Below are 24,592 nucleotides of genomic sequence, written 5' to 3'. Positions count from 1 at the left end.
CAGCAGAAGATCCTGGAACTGGTACGTGCTCACGCCGCTACCGCTCTCGGCCACGACAACGCCCAGGCGATCCCACCCGAGCGGGCATTCCGCGAACTCGGCTTCGACTCCCTCACCGCGGTGGAACTACGCAACCGGCTGGCCACCGCCACCGGACTGCCGCTACCAGCCACGCTGGTCTTCGACTACCCCACACCGGTGGTGTTGGCCCGGTACCTGCTGACGGAACTGCTCGGTGAGCCCACCGACGTGCCGGTGCCGGTGGTGGTGGGTGCGGGTATCGACGAGCCGGTGGCGATCGTGGGGATCGGGTGTCGGTATCCGGGTGGGGTTGACGACCCGGACGGGTTCTGGCGGTTGCTGGCCGAGGGTGTCGACGCGGTGGCTGGGTTTCCCGTGGATCGGGGTTGGGATGTCGGGTCGTGGGATGACCCGGACCGGGATCCAGCGCGGTCGGGGAGCGGCTTTGCGCGCAGGGGTGGGTTCCTGGCTGGTGCGGCGTTGTTCGATGCGGGGTTTTTCGGGGTCAGTCCGCGTGAGGCTGTGGCGATGGATCCGCAGCAGCGGTTGTTGTTGGAGGTTTCCTGGGAGGCGTTGGAGCGGGCGGGGATCGACCCGTCGGGGCTGCGTGGGTCGGATACCGGCGTGTATGTGGGTACCACCGGTCAGGATTACATCTCGGTGATCGGTGATGCGCAGACGGGCAGTGAGGGGCATCTGCTGACGGGTAATGCGGCGAGTGTGATGTCGGGGCGGGTGGCGTACACCTTGGGCTTGGAAGGGCCCGCGGTGTCGGTGGATACGGCGTGTTCGTCGTCGTTGGTGGCGGTGCATTTGGCGGCGCAGGCGTTGCGTTCGGGTGAGTGTTCGATGGCGCTGGCTGGTGGTGTGACGGTGATGGCCACGCCGGGGGCGTTTGTGGAGTTTTCCCGGCAGGGTGGGTTGGCTGCTGATGGGCGGTGTAAGCCGTTCGCGGATGCGGCTGATGGTACGGGTTGGGGTGAGGGTGTCGGGGTTCTGGTGTTGGAGCGGTTGTCGGATGCTCGTCGGCGGGGGCATCAGGTGTTGGCGGTGGTGCGGGGCAGCGCGGTCAATCAGGACGGGGCGTCGAATGGGTTGAGTGCGCCGAATGGTCCGTCGCAGCAGCGGGTGATCCGCCAGGCCCTGGCCAACGCGCGGTTGTCGCCGGGCGACGTGGACGTGGTGGAAGCACACGGCACAGGCACCACCTTGGGTGATCCGATCGAGGCCCAGGCACTCATTGCCGCGTACGGCCAGGACCGGCCGGCGGGGCAGCCGTTGCGGTTGGGGTCGGTGAAGTCGAACATCGGCCACACCCAGGCCGCCGCCGGTGTCGCCGGGATCATCAAGATGGTCCTCGCCATGCGACACGGGTTGATGCCCAGGACGCTGCACGTGGACGCCCCGTCGACACATGTGGACTGGTCGGCAGGGTCGGTGCGTCTGCTGACCGAGGCCGAACCGTGGCCAGGTAACGGCCGGCGACGGCGGGCTGGGGTGTCGTCGTTCGGGATCAGCGGCACCAACGCCCACGTCATCCTGGAGGAACCCGAACCGACCGCGACCCCGGACGGCGATGAGTTGTTTGAGTCGCCGCAGGACACACCGACCGACCCGGCGTCCTCGGACCAGGAGCGGCCAGCGGTCCCGCTGCCCGGCGGGGTGGTGCCGTGGTTGGTGTCGGCCAAGTCTGAGAGGGCGTTGCGGGCGCAGGCGCAGCGGTTGGCCGGATTCGTGACCGATCGGTCCGATATGGATTCGGTGGTGGTGGGACGGGCGTTGGCGGCCCGGTCGGTGTTCACGCACCGGGCGGTGGTCCTCGGCCAGCAGCGGCCGGTCCTGGTGGATGGGTTGCGGGTGCTGGCCGCGGGTGGTCAGGAGTCGGGGTTGGTGAGCGGGGTTGCGGGGTCTGGTCGGCTGGCGGTGGTGTTCTCCGGGCAGGGCAGCCAGCGCCTCGGGATGGGCCTGGGCCTGTACGAGGCGTATCCGGTGTTCGCTGACGTGTTCGATCAGGTCTGCGCGTCCTTCGACCAGCATCTCGAACGGCCGTTGCGTGACGTCGTCGCGGGCGAGCCGCAGTTGTTGGACCAGACGATGTACACCCAGGCGGGGCTGTTCGCGGTGCAGGTGGCCTTGTACCGGCTGATCACCTCCTGGGGAATAGTTCCGCAGTGTCTGGCGGGGCATTCGATCGGTGAGTTGAGCGCGGCTCATGTGGCGGGGGTGTGGGATCTGGCCGATGCGGTGGCGGTGGTGGCCGCGCGGGGCCGCCTGATGCAGGCGCTCCCTACTGGCGGGGCCATGGTCGCGTTGACCGCCAGCAACGTCGAGGCCCACGACCTGATCGCCGGGCACACTGACCTGGTGGGCGTCGCGGCGGTCAACGGCCCTCATGCCACGGTGATCTCCGGTGACCAGACCGTGGTGTTGGACCTGGCGCAACAGTGGCGGGACGCCGGTGGCAAGGCGCGGCAGTTGAAGGTCAGTCACGCGTTCCATTCGCCGTTGATGGAGCCGATGTTGGCCGAGTTCGCCGACGTGTTGGGTGGGGTGGTGTGGCGGGAGCCGACGATCCCGGTGGTGTCCGGCACCTCGGGTGCGGGCGTGACCGAGTCGGGGTATTGGTTGGCGCATGTCCGGCAGACGGTGCGGTACCACGATGCGGTGAAGGCCCTGCGCGAGCAGGGCGTGGGTGTCTTCCTCGAACTGGGCCCGGACGGCACGCTGACCTCGATGGCCGACACCGGCACCCCCGAAGCGGGGGTGTGGCTGCCGGCGATGCGCGCCGAACGGGACGAGCCGCAGACGTTACTGACCGCGATCGCTGGTGTGCACGTGCACGGCGGGACCGTGGACTGGTCGACGCTGCTCGACGCGGGTGCCGCTCGGTGGGCTGTGGAACTGCCTACCTATCCGTTTCAGCATGAGCGGTTCTGGCCGCAGACGGTGGCGGCCGGTGTGGGCGATGCTCGGGTGTTGGGGTTGGGGTCGGTTGATCATCCGTTGTTGCGTGCGGCGGTGTCGTTGGCTGATGGGGACGGGGTGGTGTTGACCGGCCGGTTGTCGTTGTCGGGGCAGCCGTGGTTGGCCGATCATGCGGTGTTGGGGGCGGTGTTGTTGGCGGGCACGGCGTTCGTGGAGTTGGTGTTGTACGCCGGCGACCAGGTGGGTTGTGGCGTGGTGCAGGAGTTGACGCTGCAGACCCCGTTGCTGCTGTCGGAGCAGGGCGCAGCGCAGGTCCAGGTATGGGTCGGCGACCCCGACCAGGACGGTCGACGACCGGTCAAGGTGTACTCCCGCCCAGAAGGCGTGGAGGGTTCGTGGACTCGGCACGCCACGGGTGTGCTGAGCCCGCAGGCCGGCCGGATCCCGTCCGGGTTGGGGCAGTGGCCGCCGGCCGGTGCCCAGCCAGTGGCTGTTGACGGTCTGTATGAACGGTTGGCGGACGGCGGGTACGTGTACGGGCCGGTGTTCCAGGGTCTACGGGCGGTGTGGCGTTCCGACCGGGATGTGTACGCCGAGGTGACCCTGCCCGAGAACGCCGCAGCCGACGGGTTCGGACTGCATCCGGCGGTGCTGGACGCGGCGTTGCACGCGATCGGGGTGACCGGACTGGTCAACAACGAGGCGGTGTTGCCGTTCGCGTGGAGTGGGGTGCGGCTGCACGCGACCGGGGCGACCACGTTGCGGGTCCGGCTCACACCCGCCGACGACGGCGCTATCGCGGTGGCGGTGTTCGACACCGCCGGCCAGCCGGTCCTGACCGCGGACTCGTTGGTGTTGCGATCGGTGACCACCGACCAACTCGCCGCCGGGGCACCGGACGCGGCGCAGTCACTGTTCGCCGTGGAGTGGGTGCCGCTGCCGGACGCGGAACCGGTGGCTGCCGAACCGGTCTGGGGACCGCATGGGCAGGCTGATGGTGAGCTGCCCGCGGTCGTGGTGGCCGAGCTACCGGCTGCGGGCGATGCGGTGGGTGTTGTCGAGGCCACGCACGCGGCGAGCACGTTGGTGTTGGGTTGGGTCCAGGAGTGGCTGGCCGATCCGGCCACGGACGGTTCCCGGCTGGTGGTGGTCACCCGCGGTGCTACCGACGGCAGTGACCTGGCCGCGGCTGCGGTGTGGGGTCTGGTCCGCTCCGCGCAGTCCGAACACCCTCACCGGTTCATCCTGCTCGACCTCGACGACGACACCGAACCCGGCAACGAACTGGGCAGAATCCTCACCGCGGTGCTCGACAGCGGCGAACCCGAGATCGCGGTACGAGCCGGTGAGCTGTATGCCCGACGGTTGACCCGAGCCGGTGGTACCGGCCGGCTGTCCCTGCACGTCCCTGCCCGGCTGCCGGCGGGGCTGGATGCGCGTGGCACGGTGGTGATCACTGGCGGGACGGGGGTGTTGGGTGGGTTGGTGGCTCGGCATCTGGTCACCGCGCACGGGGTCCGGCACCTGTTGTTGTTGTCCCGGCAGGGTTCGGCCGCTGCGGGCGCGGCGGAGCTGGTCGGTGAGCTGACCGAGCTGGGCGCACGGGTGCGGGTGGCGGCGTGTGATGTCGCTGACCGGGACGCGTTGGCGGCGGTGTTGGCCGGGGTGCCGGCCCAGCATCCGGTGGTGGGGGTGGTGCACACCGCGGGTGTGCTTGATGACGGGGTGATTGAGGCGTTGACGCCGCAGCGGCTGGAGACGGTGTTGCGGGCGAAGGCCGATGCGGCGTGGTGGTTGCATGAGCTGACCCAGGATGCGGGTCTGGGGTTGTTCGTGGTGTATTCGTCGGCGGCGGCCACGTTGGGGTCACCCGGGCAGGGAAACTACGCCGCGGCCAACGCTGTCCTGGACGCCCTGGCGCTGCGGCGGCAGTCCGAGGGCCTGGTTGGGCAGTCGTTGGCGTGGGGACTGTGGGCCCCACAGTCAGCCATGACCGGGCATCTCGACGAGGTCGACCTGGTCCGGATGCGACGCGCCGGCATCCTTCCTCTCTCCTCCGAGCAGGGCCTGGCGTTGTTCGACACGGCAATACGTAGCGGCCAGCCGCAGCTCGTACCGATCCGGGTGGACCTGGCCGCGCTACGTCGCACCGGAGCAGGTGGCGTGCCACCGCTGTGGCGGACGTTGGCCGGCGGCGCCACCCGCCGCACGGCGACCACCACTGACACGCCGGTGGACCTGACCGCCAGGCTCGCCAGCATGGGAGTCGAGGAACGCCAGCGGACAGTCCTGGAACTGGTACGGACACAAGCCGCCACCGTGCTCGGTCATCCCGACCCCACGACGATTGATCCGGACAGCGCGTTCCGTGAACTCGGCTTCGACTCGTTGACCGCGGTGGAGCTGCGTAACCGGCTGGCCACCGCGACCGGGCTGTCCCTGCCGGCCACGCTGGTCTTCGACCAGCCCAGCACCGCAGCCTTGGCCGATCATCTGGTGAACAAGCTGGCCTCCGCCGTGAGTGCCGGCGGCCAGCCCAGGACCGGAGCCGGTTCGGCCGGCTCGGGATCTGTGCGGGTGTCGAACCTTGCGGAGATGTACATGCAGGCCGAGGTCGACGGCAGACACGACGAGTTCTTCGACGTGGTCGGCCGGTTGGCGAGGCTGCGCCCGACGTTCGGTGTGGACACGGCCGACGAGGCGGTCCGGCCTCCCACCCGGATCGCCACCGGCGGCGGCAGGCCCAAGTTGTACCTCTTCAACCCGTACGTGGCCCCGGACAATTTTGCCTATGCGCGGCTGGGGTTGGCGTTCCAGGGCTCCCGTGACGTGTCGGTGTTGCACTCGCCCGGCTTCCACGCCGGTGAGAAACTGCCGGAGAACATCGAGGCGATGACGCTCGCGTACGTCGAGACGATCATGCGAGACAACGCGAACGGCGAAGAGTTCGCCCTGGGCGGCACCTCCAGCGGTGGGCTGATCGCCCACCGGGTCGCTGCCGAACTGGCGCGGAGGGGCGTGGCGCCGGCTGGCGTCATCCTCCTCGACTCGCCCTCGCAGAAAGACCTCCGAACCGTGACGGAAGACGGACCGTTGTGGCAGCAGCAGATTTTTGAAGGACTCAGCCGGACCGGCGACGACGGCGACGACAGTTGGGTCTTCGCGATGGTCCACTACCTCTCCTTCCCGTGGTGGCCCGCGGAGCACATCGAGATACCGACGCTCCAGGTCCGCGCATCCGAACGGATCAGCGGGCCGAAAGACAACAACGACTGGATGTTCACCTGGAACAACGCCACCACGGTCACGTTGGCAGACGTGCCAGGAAACCATCTGCAAATAGTCGACGAATACGCCTCGGTGGGGGCGTTGGCGGTCAATGAATGGCTCTCCCGCCCGCCCGAGGAGCGCCCAGCGTTCGTAGACTATCGGGAGTCGAAGTAGAAACCGTCCGGGAACCGTGGTCGGGGTGGCAGCGGCGGCGCGATCTCGGCCCAGAGGTCGTCCGGGGCGATCCACGGCGGCTGCTCACCCCTCCCCACGATCAGACAGAACGGAGCGGACCGACGACTGCTGGCAGGCCGCGAGCCACCGAGCTGGCGGTGTCGGAGACGAACGCGCGCACAAGCGGCGACAGACGCAGTTCGGCGCATCCGCTGGGCGTGTTGCTGAGCATGCCCGCATCAACGAGTTCGTCCACCAGCTCGTCGTCCTCCGGCGGCAGCGGGCTCACCGCATCCGCGCCGACCGGGGCCAACCAGTGCAGCAGTATCTGGGCCGGCTGGCTCAGCGCCAGATAGGCCGACCGGAGGTACTCCCGCATCGACAGGTCGCCGATGCGGAGCCAGCTCAGCACGTCTCCACCCCGGTGCCAACCGTCCACCACCTGCCGAAGGACCGTGTGGGGACGCAGGGCGATCCTCCGGAGCGCGATGTCCAGGGCCAGCGGCAGGTCGCCACAGGCCGCGGCGAGACGGTCGAGGTCGTCGGGCTCGGCCGTGACGGTGAGGGGCAGGGCCGATTCGATCATGGCCAGGGAGTCGGTGCGGGCCAGTGGTCTGACCTGTAGCCGGCGAACGTCGCGTAGTCCCAGCAGCCGTTTGCGGCTGACCAGCATTACCGTGCTCGTGTCACTGTCCACCAGTAGCGGGCGCGCCTGCTGCTCGTCCAACACGTTGTCGAGGAGTATCAACAGGCGGCGTTCGGCCGCCAACGTGCGGTACAGGCCCACGCGGTGGTCGAGGGTGCCGGACAGTTGGTCGCTGGACACGCCGAGTGCCCGGAGGAACCCGTCCACGATGTCGTAGGGGCTGGATGCGCCGAGGGCATGGGGGGCGCCGAGGTCGGCGTACAGCTGCCCGTCGGTCGCCTCGGCTGCTTGCGTGTGGGCATGGTGCAGAGCCAGGCCCGACTTGCCGACCCCCGCCGGACCGCTGACCACGATCGGGGCGTCGCCGGGGATCCGCAACCACTCCAGCTCCGCCGCCCGGCCGATGAATCCGCGCGGTCGCTGTGGCAGTTGCATCGGGTACGGGAGCCCGCCGGCGCGCCGGCTCGCCGGCCGCACCCGCGTGGAGAGCCGTACCTCCCCGCCCGTGGCGGCGAGCCAGCGCTGCCGCCAGATGTCCTCGTCGCCCCCGCAGGCGGCGACGAATGCGAGCGTCACCGGCAGGGACGGCATCCGGTTGCCGCTCGCGGCACTGGACAGCACGGACGGCGAGAACAGGGCGCATTCCGCCATCTGGCGATATGTCGGATTGCCCGCCAGCGCTCGCAGTTGCCGCAATTCGTCGGCAAACTGGGCGACGCGTTCTCTGGCTTTATTGACCGGCTTCTCGGGTCTGCCCATGGTGGATTCTCCCCAACGCGTTGTTCGACACGGCGCAATCGGCTCTCCCCGCGGAACCGAGCCATGATGTTCGCCGAACTGTTGAGTCGGTGTCTCCGCTGCCTGATCCGCGACAGCTGATCCCCGGGCACGTCTCGCGGCCGAATTCGTGTGGACGCCGCGTACGCATGTTCATGAGGTGAGGTGATGGGGTCCACCATTCGCTCAATGTGGGCTTTCGCCTTTTCGCGGCAGTATCGGCCGGGTGGGGTGGATGGCTTTCCGCTGGCTGATTTCGAGCCGGGATTCGTCGTCCGGGCGGGTACCGATGCGGCTTCGACCCTTGTCGCGGCCCGCCCGGCGGCGCGATGTCCGGTACCCGTCGCGGTCTGCTCACGAGCGAACTCGCCGGTCGGGCACCCGTCCGAGCCCGGCCCGGTGGCAGGGCTCGGACGGGGCACGCCGTGCGGGCGCTGGTCGGCTCAGAACCGGGCCGGCGGTTCTCCCGCCCACCGGCCCGGGGGACCGGGATCGCCCAGCCGCCACTCGCGAGCGGGATCACCGAGGAGCGTCGGACCTCGCCGGTACGCGGTCACACCGCCTGGGGGAAGGCGAAGAAACGGTCCGGGTCGTACCGGCGTTTGACCTGTGCGAGCCGCTCGGCGTTCGGCCCGTAGTAGGCCCGCCGCCAGTCTTCGAGGTCGGGGTCGGTGAAGTTGACGTAGGACGCGTCAGGGGCGAACCGGCCCGACTCGACGTAGCAGGCGTGCAGCCATTCCAGGTTGGCGCGAACGACCTCCGGCGAGTCGGTCTCGGCCCACGAGGTGTCGAGGCTGAGCAGGAACCGCGTGTCGCGGTGCGGGAACGCGGTGTCCGCCACCGGTACGCGGCTGATCGCCCCGCCCCACGCGAACAGCGCGGCCCCGGCCCCGTCCGCGTTCCCGCTGCCGGGCCACGTGTCCACGGCCCGTACCAGTGCGACCAGTCCGGCGTCGTCGATCGGGTGCGGCACGCAGCGGTTCCGTGCCGCGAAGGCGCCGCCGGCGCTGCCGTGGTGCAGGTAGGTGGCGGCGGCCCAGAAGTCCCGGTCCTCGATCTCGGCCCGGTGGGGCCGGGCGACGGCGTGGGCGGGCGCCAGCAACTCGCGTAGCTCCGCTGCCGGGCCGAGGTGGTGGCCCACCACGGACACGACACCCGGGCCGCCGGACGAGCGGGCGATGCCGATGCGGGCGGAGAAGCCGTCCGGCGCCGTCCGCATGATCTCCTGCATCGTGGCGAGCACGTCGACCGCGTGCCGCCACGACCACAGCACCAGGCAGGTCGACCCGGCCGGAGCGGGGCGGACCTGGTAGGTGAAGCTCGTGTTGACACCGAAGTTGCCGCCCCCGCCCCCCCGGCACGCCCAGAACAGGTCCGGATGTTCCCGCGCCGAGGCGGTGACCCTGGTCCCGTCGGCCAGCACCACGTCGGTCGAGACCAGCGCGTCGCAGGTGAGGCCGTGCGCGCGAGAGATCGTGGTGACACCCCCGCCGAGGGTCAGGCCCCCGATGCCGACCGTGTCGGAGTTTCCCAGCGGGAACGTGACGTCGTACGGGCGCAGGGCCGCGTAGATGGCCTTCATCGGAGTGCCGCCCGCCACCACCGCCTGTCCGTTCTCCGGGTCGAACCGGACACCCGCGAGCCTGCGCAGGTCCAGTACCAGCCCGGAGGACACGGAGTAGCCGGCGTAGCTGTGCCCGCCGCCCCGGACGACAAGCGGCACCGACTCGGCGCGGGCCCAGGCGACGGCTCGGCTGACATCCCCGGCGTGGGCGACCGTGAGGACGGCCGCCGGCCGGATGCCGGCGAACCGCCGGTTCGCCGGTGAGGCTGCTTCCAGGAAGCCGGGATCGCCGGGGAGCCGGAGCTCGCCGTCGACGAGGCCGCGCAGCGTCCGCCATCCGGTCATCGCGCCGCTCCCGGGATCTCCTCGAGGTACGACACACCGGCGGCGGTGTGCGCGCCGTAGCGCTGCCAGACCTCACGCAGCACCAGGGTGTCGCCGAGCCACTGGGGCGTGTTGGTGCTGTGCCCGGCGATCACCTCGCCGCTGGCCAGCACCATGGTGTAGGCGAGGCTGAGCACGCCGCGCTCGTCGCAGGTGCCGGTGATCGTGCCGCGCCGAACCCGTCCCCCCTCGAATACCGCCCAGACCAGGTCCCCGCGCTGGTGGTACACGGCGCAGGTGCCGTCGCCGCCGCCCAGCGCGCGAAACCGACGGCCGTCGTAGTCGATGCTCACGCGTCCACGTCCAGCAGCCCGGCGGGCATCGTCAGCGTGGTGCCCGGCGGCGGGGGAGCGACCGGTTCGGCGTCCAGTTCGACGAGTGCCACCGCGTCGTCGAGCTGCCGGGCGCAGGTTTCCGGGTCCGGGGCGGAGCAGACGACGAACGAGTGGCGGGCGATGTAGCCGCCCGGCGGGAGCCGCAGGGTGGTGCCCGGCTCGACCATGCGGGACGCGAGCACCAGGCCGGGCGCCTGCTCGGGCACGGCGACCGAGCGTACGACGCAGTCGTGGTCGGGGTAGCCGAACCGGATGCCGGCGACGCCGGCGCGGGTGTGGGTGAGGTCGGGCCGCTGGCCGGTGGCGACGTCGAACAGCACGCTGCCCGGTTCGATGCCGGTGGCGACCTGACCCAGATACGGGATCAGGTCACCGCCGAGGCGGCCGTTGACCTCGATGATCACCGGACCGTCCGGGGTCAGCCGAACCTCGGTGTGTGTGATGCCGTTCTCGATGCCCAGGATCCGATGCGCCGTGACCAGCGTGTCCAGCAGCGTGTCGTCGGACCGCAGCGGGTCGGCGGAGTCCACGACGTGTCCCGTCTCCTCGAAGAACGGTGGCAGACCGGTGGTCTTCCTGGCGACGAACATCGGCAGGTACTCGCCCTTGTGCACGGCGCCGTCGACGCTGATCTCCGGACCGTCGACGAAACCCTCGACGATCGCTCCACCGCGGTAGGGCTCGTCGCCGATCAGGCTGGCCTCGTGCGCGACCCGGTACGCGAACTCGAGTTCCCGCTCGTCGGAGGCGAGCGAGACCCCCATGCTGGCGCCGAGCGCACGCGGCTTGACGATCACCGGGTATCCGATCCGGGCGGCGGCCGTGCGGGCCTGGTCGAGATCGGCGGTCAGCTCGAACCCGGGTTGCGGTGCGCCGGCCGCGGTCAACCGGGTACGGCAGCTGTACTTGTCCCGGCAACCGTGCACTCCCGGTACGCCCAGGCCGGGCACGCCGAACTCGGCGGCCAGTTCGGCCGCGGGCATCACCAGCGGCTCGTCCCAGCACATCAACCCGGTGACGGCGTACCTGCCGGCCAACTCGCGGGCGGTCTCGGCGAGCAACCGGTGGTCGAACACGTTGACCACGACGATGTCGTCGAAGTACTCGTGCTGCCAGGTCGGCCGGAGATTGTTGATCAGCACCAGCCGCAGCCCGGCCTTGCGGGCACGTTCGGCGACGGCACGGACGATGTACTCGCGGTAGAGCCTGAGGCCACTGCCGACAACGAGCAGCGCGCCGGGTGCGGGTGCGGTCATGAGGGTGTCCTCCAGGGTGCGGTGGGTGTCATGGGGTCGACGCCGCGGCACCCGCGGCTCGACCCCGGAAGCGCGTCGACGACCGCGTCGACGGCATGCGGAGCGGTACGGAATCCGTCACCGCCGCTGGCCGGGCGGGCCCAGGCCCGGAGCCCGATCCGGACGAAGCCGGTGTCCGCGCCGGCCGCGGTGGCGTAGTGGCAGTGCCGCACGCGCACGACGTCGTACCGGTGGACGTCGGCCACGATGCCGGCCGAGAGCACCCGGGCGGCCCAGCCCGCTCCGTCGTCCGGATCGGACAGCGTGGTCACCCCACGCCGGACGGCATCGGTGCTGATCTTGAGAAGGGTGCCCGCCACCGGGGGCACCAACCAGGCGCGGCCGTCGACGCCGATCCCACCCGCGGCGGGTGCCGCCGCCCAGCCGTGGACCAACTCAGCCGGTGGCCGCAGATAGACCATGGTCTGCCGGTGCAGCGTCACCGGCAGGTCGACCAGGGCCGCCGACCAGGGCCCGGCCGTGACGAGCACCGCGTCACCGGACTCGACCGAGCCGTCGGCCAGCAGCACCCGGCCGGTGTCCGGTCCTACGCCGACGACCTCCCGCCCGGGTCGCAGGTCCGCCAGCCGGTGACGCCGCAACCACCGGACCGCTGCCCACAGGACGCGGTCGGCGAGCAGGACGCCCGCGTGCGGCTCGAACACGACCGCGGCGCCGGCCGGAAAGCCGATGTGCGGACGGTCCGCCGGATCGGTGACCCGGATCGGCAGCCCGGCGGCGTCGGCCGTGGCGACGGCCGAGGCCACCGCGTCGGGAGGGAGCGCCGTCAGCACCCCGACGCGTCGGTAGAGGCGGGCGCCCGACAGGCCGCCGCCGATCAGGGAGTCCAGCTCACGCCAGCGACGGTGCAGTCGCGCCGCCCGTCCGGTGCCGGCCACGTCGCCGGTGGTGAGGGCACGCAGGACACGGTGCTGGTCGAAGGACGTCGACTCCGGATGCGGGATCGGGCCCTGCTCCAGCAGCACCACGCGGTGCCCGGCCAGTACGCACCGGATCGCGCAGAGCAGCCCGGTGACGCCGGCGCCGACCACCACGACCCGCGGCCGGTTCCGGTCCGCCCGGCAGGTGGCCTCGGTCATCGCCCGCCCCTCGGCGCGGCCAGCCGCGGCAGCGGCACCGGAACGACGGAGGTGACCTCGGCGGGATCCGGGCCGGCGTTCGCGGCTTCCCCCAGCGTCTGGGCCGCCAGGTCGACCAGGATCGGCGCGGCCGCCCGGAGCAGCCGGCCGACCTCGAAGCAGAAGTCACCGGCGTCGTCGTCCGCCGCCGGCCAGCGGTCCAGCCTGGCCAGGTGGTCGCTGATCGCCTCCGCCGCACGGGTGAGGCTGAACCCGGGCAGCTCGTAGGACGCCGCGAACCGGTCGGACATGCGAGCCGCGGCGTGGCGCGAGCGCGCCGACACCGGCAGGGGGCCGCGCCCGACCCAGCGGTTCGCCCGGTCGGCGATCCGGTTCCACGGCCCGGTCAGCCGGGACTCGGTGACTGCCGAGAGCGCGTCCCGGCTGAAGCTGGTCCGCTGGTGTTCCGGGCTGGTCGTGGCCAGGTAGAACCGGATCAGGTCGCGGGGCACCTCGGCCGCCAGGTCCCGGCCCCGGACCACATGCCCGCGGCTGGTGGAGAACTTCTGGTGGTCCAGCTCGTAGAACTCGTTGGTCAGGTAGCGGGTGGGCAGCTCGTAACGGTCGTCGCAGGCCAGCAGCATCGCCGGACCGGTGATCGCGAACGGGTAGAAGTTGTCGAAGCCGAGGAAGTAGACGATCTCCGACCCGCTGCCGGCCAGCCACAGTCCGTCCTCGCCGGCCGGGGGGTGTCCCCGGTTCTCCGCCGCCCGCGCCGAGCAGTGCATGCTCCACGCCATCGCTTCGGCGTTGGGGTTGACCACCTGACCCGCGACCTCCGGAAACGGCACCTGGATGCCCCACGGCACCGGATAGGTCACCGGGAAGTCAGGCAGCGGTCGGGACAGCACCCGCGCCATCGCCTGCGCCAGGTGCGGCCGCATGCCGTCGGCGTGCCTCTCGACGTGCGTACGGAGCCGGTCGCGATAGCGCTCGACCGGGAGCACGAGCACCCGGGCGTTCCGCAGCGTCACCGGCTCGTCCGGGTCCAGGGTGGACCGCACGTTGCGCAGCTCGCCCGCCGGCACCAGGTGCCCGCAGCTCTCGCACAGCCCGGCGCAAGCCTCGGCCAGACACTCCGGGCAGTTGCCGGACACGAAGCCGTCCACCAGGAACTGCCCGGTCCGCTCCGAGTACGGGAACGGCATCGTCCTCAGCTCCAGCCGGCCTGCCGCGCGCAGCCGGCCGACGAAGTCGACGACCCACCCGGTGAACCGGTCGTCGTCGCCGGTGTAGCTGTCGACGCCGATTCCCATCGTCCGCAGGCTCGACTCGATCTGCGCGGCCGAGGTGGCCACCAGTTCGTCCGGGTGGACGCCGCGGCGGTGGGCGGTCGTCACCACGAACGTCGAGGTGTCCTGGAATCCGGTGCCCAGGAGCACCTCCCGCCCCAGCGCCCGCGCGTAGCGGGTGTGCACGTCGGCTGCCAGGAACGGGCCCGCGATGTGCCCGAGGTGCAGGTCCCCGTTCGCTGTCGGCGCCGGCGAGATGATCACCGTCCGGGTGCTCATCGTCGATCCGCTTCGTGCCGGGCCAGGAACGTCGCCGACATCTCGTGGTCCCACCAGAGTCCGTAGTACTCGAAGTCGTCGGGGCCGTCGTTGACCAGGCGGTGGGTGGATCCCGGCGGCAGCCGGACGATGTCGCCCGCGGCGAAGGGGTGCCGCGCCTCGTCGACGACCACCGTGGCGGTGCCGGAGACGGCGATGAAGATCTCGTATTCGTGGTGGGAGTGCGGAGTCGACTCGGTCCCGGCGCGCAGGACGCACCAGGCCCCCTCGAACGGCGCGTTGAGCGCCGGCCAGGGCAGCAGGCGCTGGCCGGCGACCCCGTAGGCAGGTTCCAGACGGTCACGGTCGAGGCGGCGAATGTCGATCATGCCCGCACCGCCAGCGCCCGGTCGGCCGACACCTGGTCGGCACCGGCGCCCCGGTCGGCGGCACGGCGGTCGACGATGTCGCCGACGATGTCGGCCGAGCGCTGCGCGAGCACACTGATGAGCGAGTCGGAGATGCCGTGCGTGGCTTCGTTGACGCCCTGGAGGTACAGGGCGCCCCTGGCGTCCGCGCCCAGATCGACGCGGTAGTGCCGGTTGACGGTGACCTGCGGCAGACCGATGGTGTCGGCCAGTTGGCGCACCATCGCCGGCATCCGTGGGTCGAAACCGGTGCCCAGGAAGAGCGCGTCGCATCGGACCTGCTCCACGCTGTCGTACCGGAGGTCGCGAACCTGGAGCACCACCTCCTCGCCGCCTGCGGGCACGGGCTCGACCTGCGCCCCGACGACCTCGGTGAGCCCGCGGACGCTGGAGACGGGCTGGCCGAGCATCTTCTGCCGGTAGATCATCGAGTACAGCTCGTCGAGGAACGGCGGGGCCAGGCCCGCGTAGTTCGTCAGGTGCATCTCGTTGAGCACCCGCTGGCGGACCTGGTCGGACATGCCGAAGAAGGTGTCCACGAAGGACGGGTAGAACAGCTCGTTGACGAACTTGCTGGTCTGGTAGTTCTTGAGGGCGATCGAGCGCAGCAGCATCACGGGCGACGAGCCGGGGGCGTCCTGGTGCAGCGCCATGAACATCTCGGCCGCGCTCTGCGCGCCACCGATGACCACCGGCCGCAGTGGCCCGCCCGGGCGGGCCAGACCCGTGGCGGCGCCGACCCGACTGCCGTACTCGGTGCTGTGGATGACCCGCTCGGTGGGCAGGCCGCGGAAGACCTCGGGCACGAAGGCGTCCCGGCCGCCACCGAAGACCAGGTCGCGGCAGACGACCGTGTCGCCGTCGGACAGGTGCACCACGAAGCCGAGGACCGCGGCGTCGTCGGCTCGGATCGGCTGGATCCGCTCGGCGCGGACCTGGTACCGCACCCGGACGTGCTCCAACGTGTCGGCCACCCACTGCTGGTAGGCCGACAGCTGCCACCGGAACGGGTTGAACGTGCCGAGGTTGACGAACTCGTCGAGTTCCCCGTTCTCGTGCAGGAAGTTCAGGAACGAGAAGCGACTGCGCGGGTTCCGCAGGGTCACCAGATCCTTGAGGTACGACACCTGGCTACGGGTCCAGGGCAGAAGTAGATTCCGCTGCCACTTCACATCGCCGTACTGCTCAAGGACCATGGCCCGACCGGCGACCTCGGGTGAGTCGCACTCCTCGAGGGCAACCGCCAGCGCGAGGTTCGACGGACCTGCGCCGATCATCAGAACATCCACGTCGTGGACAGACACGTGTATTCCTTCCGGGACGGGTGTGACGTGCCGCGACGGCACGCCGTGGGGGCGCGGCGCACCGTCGACAACAGCGTTTTCCGGCTGTCGTGCATTCACCCAAGCCGAGATACGCATTGATGGAAAGCATTGGGAGCGGAAGACAATCAAGTAACCGTGATCGCCGTCGATGGGCATATCGGTAGGGCAGATACGCCCTTTGTCGGCCGAATGAAAGGGGGCCCACGGCAGCGTTCGGCCGCCGACCAGCGGGTGTCATCCGCAGCCATCCGTCGCCGACGCCAATTCTGCTGGAAGCTATTCCCACGGAGGTGTGTGAATTGGTTCTTCTACGTGGTCAACACTTCCGACCAACTCGCCGGCGCGCTGCAATGGCAGCCCGCGCGCCACCTGATGACGAGCCACCTGGAGACATCACCGTGACCGCCACCATCGACAGACCCGCCGGTGTGCTCACCGTCCTGCGCCGGACCCCGACACCGGTGCGTTGTCTGCTCGGGGGCGTGCTGGTCAACCAGCTCGGCGCGGTGGTCCAGACGTTCATGGTGCTCTACCTGGTCTTTCGCGGATTCTCCGCCGGGCAGGCCGGCACCGCGATCGCCGCCTACAGCGTCGGGTCGGTGGTGGGCGTGCTCATCGGCGGCGAGCTGATCCACCGCCTCGGCCCGCGTGGCGCCATCACCGTCGCGATGCTCGGTTCCGCGGCGGTCCTCGCCGCCCTGCCGCTGCTCAGCCGGCCTTCGACGTTCGGCGTGCTGATGATCGCCATGCTGTTGGCCGGGCTCGCGACCCAGAGCTACCGTCCCGCCGCAGCCGTGCTGTTGAGCGACCTGATGCCGGCCGACATGCGCGTCCTGGGCTTCTCGATGATGCGCATCGCACTGAACATCGGCGCCGCGCTGAGCCCGCTGATCGCCGCCGGGCTGATCCTGTTGGACTGGAACCTGTTGCTGTGGTTCGACGCGGCCACCGCGCTGGTCTACGCGATCCTCGCCCGCTGGCTGCTACCCGACCCGCGGACCGGACGAGGGGCGCCCGTCGACCACCGGCCCGGTGTCGGCCCGGGCGGCGCGGTCGTCCGGGGCGGGACCGGCACCCGCATGGCGTACGGCATCCTGTTGCGCGACAGGCGCTTCTGGTTCTTCCTCGCCTCGACGCTGATCGGTGCGGTCATCTACGTCCAGTTCAACGTCGTCCTCCCGCTCAAGATCAGCGCCGAGGGGCACTCGACCGGTCTGTACAGCGGCCTGCTGGTCACCGCGTCGATCGTGCTCATCCTCTGCGAACTGAGGATCACCGCGAGCGTCGCGCGGTGGCCCGGTCACGTCGCGGCGACGGCGGGCACCGTGCTCATGGCGGTCGGTGCGGCCAGTTTCGGAGTCAGCGGTGGCTCGGCCGTGGCACTCGTCGCGTGCACCGTCGGGTTCGTGTTCGGCACCATGATCAACGGGCCCACCATGTTCGCCTACCCCGCCACGTTTCCCGCACCGGTGAACGCCCGCTACATCAGCGCGCACCAGGCGACCTTCGGCCTGGGGATGGCCGCCGGCCCGCTGATCGGGGTCGCGGCGTGGGTGGGGCTGGGCAACGGGGTCTGGTGGCTGTGCGGCGGACTCGGCCTGGTCGCGGCATGGTGCGCCCGGCTCGGGATGAAGCCCCCACGCCGGACACCGTCGTGCGACCGCCGCGCGGCGTAACACGCCAGATGACGGGCCCGTCCGAGGACGAGCCGGAATGTCCCGACCGAGCATGCCGTGCAAGGAAAGGTTGATCCCGATGAGCGACATCCGCCAGGTCTCCGGCGACGAACGGCTGCGCACCGCCTTCACCCTCTATCCGTACGCCTTCGACGGATCGCCGTCCCCGGACGCGGCGGAGGGGCTGGCGAGCATCCTCCCCTTTCACGAGGGCAACCACACGCTGATCGCCGAGGACGGTGGCCGGACGCTCGCCACGGCGGCGGCGATCCCGACGCACCAGAACCTGCGCGGCATCGTCATGCGCATGGCGGGCATCGCCTGGGTGGCCACCCATCCCGCGGCCCGCCGGCAGGGCCACTGCCGTCGGTTGATGCGCCGGCTGCACCGCGACATGCTCGACACGGGACACCTGCTGGCCACGCTCTATCCCTTCCACCCGTCGTTCTACGAACAACTGGGCTACGTCGGGCTGCCGCTCAACCGTACGGCGACGTTCGCGCCCGAGGGGTTGGCGCCGCTGCTGGGCGTCCGACTCCCCGGCGACGTGTCCTGGCAGGGCATATCGGACGGCTTCGAGGTCTACCGCGCCTTCCAGCGCCGCCTGCTGGCGCAACGGCACGGCTTCATGTTCACCCCCGACTACCGAGCTGCCCGCATCCTCGCCCCCGCCGACCGTTGGCTCGCCGTCGCCTCGGTCGACGGGGAGGTGGCCGGTGTGCTCACCTACCGAATCGACGGCTACGGCGGTCGCCTGCACGGTGACGAGTTGCTCTACACCAGTGGGCTCGGGCGGGCGTTGTTGCTCCAGTTCCTCGCCCAGCACGTCCACCAGGTCGCCCGGATCGCGGTCACCGTCGCGCCGGACGAGCACCCCGAGACCTGGGCGGGCTCCCTCGCCGTCCGGATCGAGGCGACGGCGGCCTTCCCGACGTCACCGCCCCTCATGGCCCGGCTCCTGTCGATGGACGCGCTCCGCGACGTGCCCTGTGGCTCCGGACGGGCTCAGCTGGAGATCGTCGACGATGAGCTGCTCGCGGGGCGGTATCTGCTCGACGGAACCCGCGGGACGATCGACGTCACCGTCGCCGGGCAGGCCGGGGAGCGGGCCACGCTCACCGCCGCCGGACTGTCCGGACTGGCCTACGGTGTGCTGGACCCGGCCGACGTCGTCGCGCGCGGCCTGGGCGACATCCCCGACACCGTGGCGGCCGAGCTACGCGCACTGCTGCCTCGCCGCACGCCGCACGCCTTCGGCAAGGGCTGACGTACCGCCTCGCCCGCACGGCGCTCGGCGGGGAGAGCGGGCCGGCGGCGGCTGTCAGTGGTGAGCCGGCGCCGGGGCCGCCTGCCACACGGGGGCGATGTTCTCGACCTTCTCGATCATGCCGTGACAGTAGTGCGCGTTGTGCTCCAGGGTCTGCGTGGCCATGTTGGGGAACTGCAACCGCTTGTGGTCGACGACGTAGCCGGGGCCGCCGGCGGGCAGCCGCGCGGCGTCCCGTAGCTCCTCGGCCCACTCGCCGGCCAGTTCGACGGTGTACCGGCGGCCGGTGCGACCGAGGACCCGGACGGCTGCGCCGGCGCCGGACGGCTCGTCCAACGGTGTGTTGGAGTAGACGTACGGGCGGTTGATGGTGTCGATCTCGAAGCGGGCGCGGGCCTTCGGGTCGGCCCACCAGTCGCGGCTGGTGGCGAAGTCGCGCAGTTGTTCGGCGAACACGTCGCGGTGCTGGTGCAGCGCGAGGTGGACGAAGAGGCCGTAGTTGCCGAGGTCGTAGTAGTCGGCGGCGGCGATCGAGTGTTCGACGAAGCGCACCAGTGGGTCGTCGGGGCGGCTGCGCCAGTAGTCGACGAACTCGGAGAACAGGGCCGCGTAGGTGGTGACCCCGGCGCCGACCAGGTACTCCGCGACGGTGCGCAGGCTGCGGGTGTTGTGCAGCGCGTGCACGGCGTAGAAGAAACGCATGCCGTCGGCGAAGTCGGCCGTGCTGGCCTCGCGGGTGGCGATCACGATGCGGGCGTCGGCGACGTCCCCGCCGGCCGGCCGGGTGGTCAGGCCCAGGCGATCGCGGTTGTGGTAGATCGGGGTGTTGTTGAGCAGTAGGTGGGAGTACGCGATGACGGTCTGCGCGCCGTTGTCGCAGAGCTGCCCGATGCCGCTCTTGAAGGAGTCGAGTGTCTCGCCGGGCAGCGGCCAGATGAGTTCGATGAACGAGCTGACCCGCTTCTCGCGCAGATCCTGTTGGAGCGCGGCGAAGGCGCTGAGCTTGATGTTGGAGCGGGCGACCAGGTCCAGGACGCGGGGCTCCATGCTCTGGATCGACACCGGCTGGGAGGCGACGAGGCCGGCGTTCTGGAAGATTTCGGTGATCTTGGTGACCGCCTGCGGCTTGTTCTTCGCCGCCGAGAAGTAGACCGTCTTGGGCATGCCGTACTCGCGGGTGCAGTCGGCCATGTGCTGCGACAGCTCGATGTCCCGGCCGAGCATGCCCCAGTTGGCGTCGACGAGGTACACGAAGAAGACGCTGTTGCGTCCCATCCAGGTGATCTCGTCGCGGACGCGGTCCTCGTCGAACCGGTACACCCGGTCGTTGGTGGCCGCGCCCCAGTAGCAGAACCCGCAGTGATAGGGGCAGCCGCGGTTGGTCTCCAGCAGGCCGATGGTGTACTCGTCGTCGAACAGGCCGGTGAGGTACGGCGACGGGATCTCGTTGAGGTCAGCCAGGCGCGCCGGTGCGGGCGTCGTGAGGAGCTGCCCGTCGCGGCGCACGCTGAGGCCGGGGACCTTGGTCAGGTCCGGCGTCGTCTCGGTCAGCTCGCGCAGGTACGCGGCGAAGATGCCCTCGCCCTCGCCGTTGCAGACGGCGGTGAACGTGTCGGTCGGGCCGAGCTGCTGGTCGGCGTGGTGCATGACCTGGGGGCCGCCGAGCAGGACGGGCACGTGCGGTCGGGCGGCGCGCAGCGCGGCCAGGACCTGCCGCACCAGGCCCATGTTCCACACGTAGCAGCTGAACGTGTAGATGTCGGCGTCGAGGTCCAGGACGCGGCGCGTCACCTCGGCGGCCGGGGTCTTGATGCTGGTGGTGTACGTCCGGTACCCGTACTCACCGGTGAGGACGTCGTCGGCGCGGGCATACGCTTCCAGGTATCCGGAGACCAGCGGGGTGATCCGCTCAAAGACGGAGAGCTCAACCATGCCGACCGTTCGCATCGGTGTTCCCCTTGTCACTGTCGTGGCCGGTGGCGTTCGTCCACCGGCCTCCCCTGCCGTTCAGGCTGGCGCGAGTGGCGCGCCGGTGGGCGCGCCGACGTAGAACAACCCGAAGCCACCGAACTCGACGGGCTCCGCGGCGAGCCCCGCCGCACGGAACCACTCGGCCAGGCGCGACGGGTGGTAGGCGACGGTGTCGAGACCCTCGTCGTTGCGGAACCGCACCCCGTCGGCGTCCTCGGTGACCCGCAGCCCGGCGTAGCCGCAGGCGTCGTAGTACTCCCGCCGCCGCCGCGACGCGTCCCGGTCCGTGCGGTAGGTGCTGATGGCGAACGGCAGGCCGCTGTCGGCCAGCGCTGTCAACACGACGCGGGGCCGGCCCATGTTGCCGAAGCTGTTGAACGGGAACAGCGCCACCGCCCGCCCCGGCGGCAGCGCCACGGCCGGCAGTTCCTCGGCGTCGGCGAGCGCGAAGCGGTACCGGTCGGCGGGTAGCGCGCGGTCGGCCAGCCGTGCCCTGCCCGCGGCCACGTAACGGGAGACGACGTCGACGCCGACGTACCCCAGGCCGCGGCGGACCGCCCAGTCGAGATGCAGGCCCGACATGCTGCCGACCTCGACCAGCACGTCGATCCCGGCGCTGATCGGGTCCAGCATCCGCTCCTCGTGCGCGAGCAGCGTCTGCACCACCGGTGGGAGCAGGTCGGCGTCCACCAGCCGGTCGCCGGCACCGCTCGCGTAGAACTGGGCGGTCACCGCGCACCACCGTCGCCCGGCCGTTCGTAGAGCGCGTGGAACGTCGCCCGGATCTCCTGCACCTCCGCCAACACCGGCGGCGCGCAGCCGCTGAGCGGGTAACGCGTGGTGGCCTCCCCGAAGTCGTCGAACGCCTCGGCCCACTCGCCGGCGGGCACCGACCAGTCGCTGTAGCGGTAGCCGGTGCCGCCGTCGGCGCCGCGCAACGGATGTTGGGTGGCCCAGTTGAGGCTGACCGGCCACGGCCCGCCGTACCGGTCGCGCCAGTCGCTCAGCTGGCGTAGGAGGGCGAGCCGGTCGCGGTGCGGCTCGCCGAGGCCGAACAGCACCGCCGCCCCGGTCTGGACGCCGAGCTGGGTGAGCTGGTCGATGGCCTGCTCGGTGCGGCTCATCCACGCGGCCCCGTCCGGCCGCCGGTCCTTGCTCATGCCGCCGATGCCACCCGGGTCGAGCGTCTCCACCCCGATGAAGACGTAGTCCATGCCGACCTCGGTCAGTCCCTTGATGAGGTCGGTGCGGCTGAGGATCTGGTCGATGGTGAACTGCCCGCCGAACCGGATGTCCAGGTCGGCCCGGTCCAGCAGGTCGACCAGCCGGGTGATCTCCCGTGGCGATCCGCCGAGAATGGTGGAGTCCTCGATGAAGGCGCTGGCGCCGCGACCCGGCGCGTCGGCCGCGACCACGTCGCTGACGGCGCGCAACTGCCGGACCAGGCGGTCGGCGCCGTTGCCGAGGTCGACCAGGCCGCCGGTGACGCTGCGCCGCTCGCTGCAGAAGTCACAGTCGAAGACACAGCCGTTACCGGTGTCGCTGAAGACGTGCCCGGTGAGCCGGCCGCCGAACACGTCGAAGCTGGCGCCGACGCCGAAGATCTCGGCCGGGCTCGGTAGCTGGTCACGGCTGAATGTCGGCCGCCGTGAGGTGACCGCCCGCGGCAGGTCGCCCTCGGCCCAGCTGGCTATCCAGTCGCCCGGCTCGTCGGCGATCCCGGCGGCCAGATCGGCGGACGTCGCGGGCTGGGTGGCGGCGGCGACCACCTCACCGAGCCCGGCGATGACATGCTCTCCCGGACCGGCGACCACCAGGTCGAAGACGGGCGGCAGGGTGCCGTCGGCGATCAGGCGCACCGGCGAGCCCGGGTGGTGCCGCACCGTGCCGCCGGCCCGCCAGATCGTCTCCGACGCGTGCCGGCCGCCGAGGACGACGTGGACCCGGTCGCCGAGGCGCTGCTTGGCGCGGACCGCGCAGGCGACCGCGCCGGGCAGACACACCGACATGGCGCCGAGCAGCAGCAGGTTCGGCTCGAACCGCTCCAGCAGCGCGTCGAACCGCGCCATGTCCTCGACCAGGCTGTGCATCAGCAGCACCGACTCCCGCCGGGACGCGCGGCTTCCGGCCCAGTTCGAGTCGCCCCAGGCGCCGGTGCCGTTCGCCGCCCGCTGCCCCGCGACCCGGCACGCGTTGAACAGGCTGGCGGGGTCGGCGCTGGTCAGCGTGTGCCGGCCGAGTCCGCTCGCGGGCAGCTCGGGCGGGGCGACCGCCACGACGCGAAGTGCCATCTCCTACCCTTCCCTTCCGTCCGTGGCGGAGGTCAGGCCCCGGATGACCATTCGGCCAGCACTCGCCGTAGCTCTTCCGGTGTGGTGACGTCGATGCGCCCGATCGGGCGGTCCGGCTCCTGCGTCGCGGTGGTGAGGAACTGGCTCCAGCGCTCGATGAGCGTCCGCACGGTCGCCGGGTCGAACAGGTCCGTGGAGTATTCGAGAACACCGGCGAGCCCGGCCGGGCGACCGTCGTCGTAGCTCTCCCACAGGCTGAAGAACAGGTCGAACCGGGAGGTTCCGGTGTGCGCGGGCTGGTAACTCGCGGTGATGCCGGGCATGTCGAGTCGGCCCTCCAGTGTGTTCTGCAGCGCCAGCATGACCTGGAACAGGGGATGGTGCGCCAGGGACCGGGCCGGGCTGACGGCTTCGACGAGGTGCTCGAACGGCACGTCCTGGTGGGCGTACGCGGTGAGCGCGGTGGACCGGGCCCGCTCGACGAGTTCACCGAACGTCGGGTCGCCCGACAGGTCCATGCGCATCACCAGCGTGTTGACGAAGAAGCCGACCAGGTCGTCGAGCTTGTCGTCGGTACGCCCGGCGATCGGGGAGCCGACCGGCACGTCGGTGCCCGCGCCGAGCCGGCTGAACAGGCCGGCCAGCCCGGCGAGCAGCACCATGAAGGCGGTCGCGCCGCGGGCGCGGGCCGTCGTCACCACCCGCTCATGCAGGGCGGCGTCCATGGTGAACCGGTACGTCTCGCCCCGGTAGCTGGCGACGGCCGGGCGGGGCCGGTCCGTGGGCAGGGCCAGTGCGTCGGGCAGCCCGGCCAACGTGGTGCGCCAGTGGTCGGTCTCCCGGGCCAGGCGGCTGGCCGGGTCGGCGCCGTCGCCGAGCGTCTCGTGCTGCCACACCGTGTAGTCGGCGTACTGCACCGGCAGCGGCTCCCACTGCGGCGCCTCGCCGGTGAGGCGGGCGGCGTACGCGCCCGACAGGTCGCGGGCGAGCGGCGCCATGGACCAGCCGTCGGCCGCGATGTGGTGCATCAGCAGCAGCAGGACGTGTTCGTTCGGGCCGAGGCGGAAGAGCGTGGCGCGCAGCGGCAGGTCGCGTTCGAGGTCGAAGCGCGTCTGCGCGGCCCGGGCGAGCGCGTCGGGCAGCGTCTCGGCGGTGGCCGTCTCGACGGCGATCGGAACGTGGACCTCGGCCGCCGGCCTGATCTCCTGCCACGGCTGCCCGTCACGCTCGGGGAACACCGTGCGCAGACTCTCGTGGCGGCCGACGACGTCGTTGAGCGCGGCGGTGAGCGCGCGGACATCGAGCCGGCCCGACAGCCGCAACGCCAGCGGCACGTTGTAGGTCGCCTCGCCCTCGAACCGGTGCAGGAACCAGAGCCTGCGCTGGGCGAAGGACAGCGGTGCGCCGTGCGTGTGGTCGCGGGCCTCGATCGGGGCCCGACCGTCGTCGTCGTTCCGCAGGTGCTCGGCCAGCAGCTTCGCGGTGGGCGCCTCGAAGAGGGTGAACACGTCCAGGTGTACGCCGAGTGTGCTGCGGATGCGGCTGATGAGGCGGGTGGCGAGGAGGGAGTGTCCGCCGTGGTCGAAGAAGTTGTCGGTGGGGGTGAGGGTGGGT

Annotated in this window: 15 protein-coding genes; 3 read left to right on the top strand and 12 right to left on the bottom strand. The window is 70.8% G+C overall.

Annotated elements, in window-relative coordinates; translation table 11 throughout:
- Nucleotides 1-6,390 (top strand): SDR family NAD(P)-dependent oxidoreductase (locus ACIA6B_RS32160; RefSeq protein ID WP_396779199.1); only part of this gene is annotated, 6,390 nt, incomplete at its 5' end.
- Between the two features lie 100 nt (nucleotides 6,391-6,490).
- On the opposite strand, the gene ACIA6B_RS32155 is transcribed toward ACIA6B_RS32160, so the two are convergent.
- The 8 genes from ACIA6B_RS32155 to ACIA6B_RS32120 all read right to left on the bottom strand — a co-directional run bounded on the left by ACIA6B_RS32155 (nucleotide 6,491) and on the right by ACIA6B_RS32120 (nucleotide 15,752).
- Nucleotides 6,491-7,795 carry a hypothetical protein gene (locus tag ACIA6B_RS32155; RefSeq protein WP_396779197.1) on the bottom strand — a complete coding sequence of 435 codons (1,305 nt, stop codon included), beginning with the start codon at nucleotides 7,793-7,795 and terminating at the stop codon, nucleotides 6,491-6,493.
- Nucleotides 7,796-8,366: 571 nt separating this feature from the next.
- Nucleotides 8,367-9,722 carry an FAD-binding oxidoreductase gene (locus ACIA6B_RS32150; RefSeq protein ID WP_396779195.1) on the bottom strand — a complete coding sequence of 452 codons (1,356 nt, stop codon included), beginning with the start codon at nucleotides 9,720-9,722 and terminating at the stop codon, nucleotides 8,367-8,369.
- The gene (locus tag ACIA6B_RS32145; protein WP_396779193.1) at nucleotides 9,719-10,054 is read right to left on the bottom strand and encodes a hypothetical protein; all 336 of its coding nucleotides are present in this window, start codon (nucleotides 10,052-10,054) and stop codon (nucleotides 9,719-9,721) included. The genes ACIA6B_RS32150 and ACIA6B_RS32145 overlap by 4 nt, the downstream gene beginning before the upstream one ends.
- Nucleotides 10,051-11,352, bottom strand: coding sequence for an ATP-grasp domain-containing protein (locus tag ACIA6B_RS32140; protein WP_396779191.1), 1,302 nt, complete (start codon nucleotides 11,350-11,352; stop codon nucleotides 10,051-10,053). The genes ACIA6B_RS32145 and ACIA6B_RS32140 overlap by 4 nt, the downstream gene beginning before the upstream one ends.
- Entirely contained in the window at nucleotides 11,349-12,491 is a 1,143-nt protein-coding gene (locus tag ACIA6B_RS32135) for an FAD-dependent oxidoreductase (protein ID WP_396779189.1), read from the bottom strand. The genes ACIA6B_RS32140 and ACIA6B_RS32135 overlap by 4 nt, the downstream gene beginning before the upstream one ends.
- Entirely contained in the window at nucleotides 12,488-14,041 is a 1,554-nt protein-coding gene (locus ACIA6B_RS32130; protein WP_396779187.1) for a class I tRNA ligase family protein, read from the bottom strand. The genes ACIA6B_RS32135 and ACIA6B_RS32130 overlap by 4 nt, the downstream gene beginning before the upstream one ends.
- Nucleotides 14,038-14,409: a cupin domain-containing protein gene (locus ACIA6B_RS32125; protein ID WP_396779185.1), complete on the bottom strand. Its 372-nt coding sequence runs from the start codon at nucleotides 14,407-14,409 to the stop codon at nucleotides 14,038-14,040. Before ACIA6B_RS32125 ends, ACIA6B_RS32130 begins: the two co-directional genes overlap by 4 nt.
- The gene (locus tag ACIA6B_RS32120; RefSeq protein ID WP_396779183.1) at nucleotides 14,406-15,752 is read right to left on the bottom strand and encodes a SidA/IucD/PvdA family monooxygenase; all 1,347 of its coding nucleotides are present in this window, start codon (nucleotides 15,750-15,752) and stop codon (nucleotides 14,406-14,408) included. Before ACIA6B_RS32120 ends, ACIA6B_RS32125 begins: the two co-directional genes overlap by 4 nt.
- A gap of 419 nt (nucleotides 15,753-16,171) precedes the next feature.
- Between ACIA6B_RS32120 and ACIA6B_RS32115 the strand changes: the two genes are divergently transcribed.
- Together ACIA6B_RS32115 and eis are read left to right on the top strand one after the other, a co-directional pair.
- The gene (locus tag ACIA6B_RS32115) at nucleotides 16,172-17,449 is read left to right on the top strand and encodes an MFS transporter (protein ID WP_396779181.1); all 1,278 of its coding nucleotides are present in this window, start codon (nucleotides 16,172-16,174) and stop codon (nucleotides 17,447-17,449) included.
- Nucleotides 17,450-17,528: 79 nt separating this feature from the next.
- On the top strand, nucleotides 17,529-18,716 hold the full coding sequence (gene eis, locus ACIA6B_RS32110; RefSeq protein ID WP_396779179.1) for an enhanced intracellular survival protein Eis: 1,188 nt from the start codon (nucleotides 17,529-17,531) through the stop codon (nucleotides 18,714-18,716).
- 54 nt (nucleotides 18,717-18,770) lie between these two features.
- Here eis and ACIA6B_RS32105 read toward each other — a convergent pair whose 3' ends face one another.
- The 4 genes from ACIA6B_RS32105 to ACIA6B_RS32090 form a co-directional block, all read right to left on the bottom strand.
- Nucleotides 18,771-20,648 carry a cobalamin-dependent protein gene (locus ACIA6B_RS32105; protein WP_396779177.1) on the bottom strand — a complete coding sequence of 626 codons (1,878 nt, stop codon included), beginning with the start codon at nucleotides 20,646-20,648 and terminating at the stop codon, nucleotides 18,771-18,773.
- 75 nt (nucleotides 20,649-20,723) lie between these two features.
- Nucleotides 20,724-21,419, bottom strand: a complete 696-nt coding sequence (locus tag ACIA6B_RS32100; RefSeq protein ID WP_396779175.1) for a hypothetical protein — start codon at nucleotides 21,417-21,419, stop codon at nucleotides 20,724-20,726.
- A complete protein-coding gene (locus tag ACIA6B_RS32095) occupies nucleotides 21,416-22,978 on the bottom strand; it encodes a B12-binding domain/radical SAM domain-containing protein (protein ID WP_396779173.1) in 1,563 nt (520 codons plus the stop codon). Before ACIA6B_RS32095 ends, ACIA6B_RS32100 begins: the two co-directional genes overlap by 4 nt.
- Nucleotides 22,979-23,010: 32 nt before the next feature.
- On the bottom strand, nucleotides 23,011-24,592 hold a 1,582-nt coding region (locus ACIA6B_RS32090), incomplete at its 5' end, for a condensation domain-containing protein (RefSeq protein ID WP_396779171.1).

It is taken from the genome of Micromonospora sp. NPDC051141 (assembly GCF_044455765.1).
Taxonomy (GTDB): domain Bacteria; phylum Actinomycetota; class Actinomycetes; order Mycobacteriales; family Micromonosporaceae; genus Micromonospora.
Note: the sequence above shows the minus strand (reverse complement) of the source record. Positions and strands in the feature narration are given on the sequence as shown.

What these genes read in the sequence shown, in the direction of transcription:
- ACIA6B_RS32130 (WP_396779187.1), bottom strand. Translation starts at nt 14,041, where the DNA reads ATGAGCACCCGGACGGTGATCATCTCGCCGGCGCCGACAGCGAACGGG.
- ACIA6B_RS32095 (WP_396779173.1), bottom strand. Translation starts at nt 22,978, where the DNA reads ATGGCACTTCGCGTCGTGGCGGTCGCCCCGCCCGAGCTGCCCGCGAGC.
- ACIA6B_RS32140 (WP_396779191.1), bottom strand. Translation starts at nt 11,352, where the DNA reads ATGACCGCACCCGCACCCGGCGCGCTGCTCGTTGTCGGCAGTGGCCTC.
- ACIA6B_RS32135 (WP_396779189.1), bottom strand. Translation starts at nt 12,491, where the DNA reads ATGACCGAGGCCACCTGCCGGGCGGACCGGAACCGGCCGCGGGTCGTG.
- eis (WP_396779179.1), top strand. Translation starts at nt 17,529, where the DNA reads ATGAGCGACATCCGCCAGGTCTCCGGCGACGAACGGCTGCGCACCGCC.
- ACIA6B_RS32105 (WP_396779177.1), bottom strand. Translation starts at nt 20,648, where the DNA reads ATGGTTGAGCTCTCCGTCTTTGAGCGGATCACCCCGCTGGTCTCCGGA.
- ACIA6B_RS32155 (WP_396779197.1), bottom strand. Translation starts at nt 7,795, where the DNA reads ATGGGCAGACCCGAGAAGCCGGTCAATAAAGCCAGAGAACGCGTCGCC.
- ACIA6B_RS32150 (WP_396779195.1), bottom strand. Translation starts at nt 9,722, where the DNA reads ATGACCGGATGGCGGACGCTGCGCGGCCTCGTCGACGGCGAGCTCCGG.
- ACIA6B_RS32125 (WP_396779185.1), bottom strand. Translation starts at nt 14,409, where the DNA reads ATGATCGACATTCGCCGCCTCGACCGTGACCGTCTGGAACCTGCCTAC.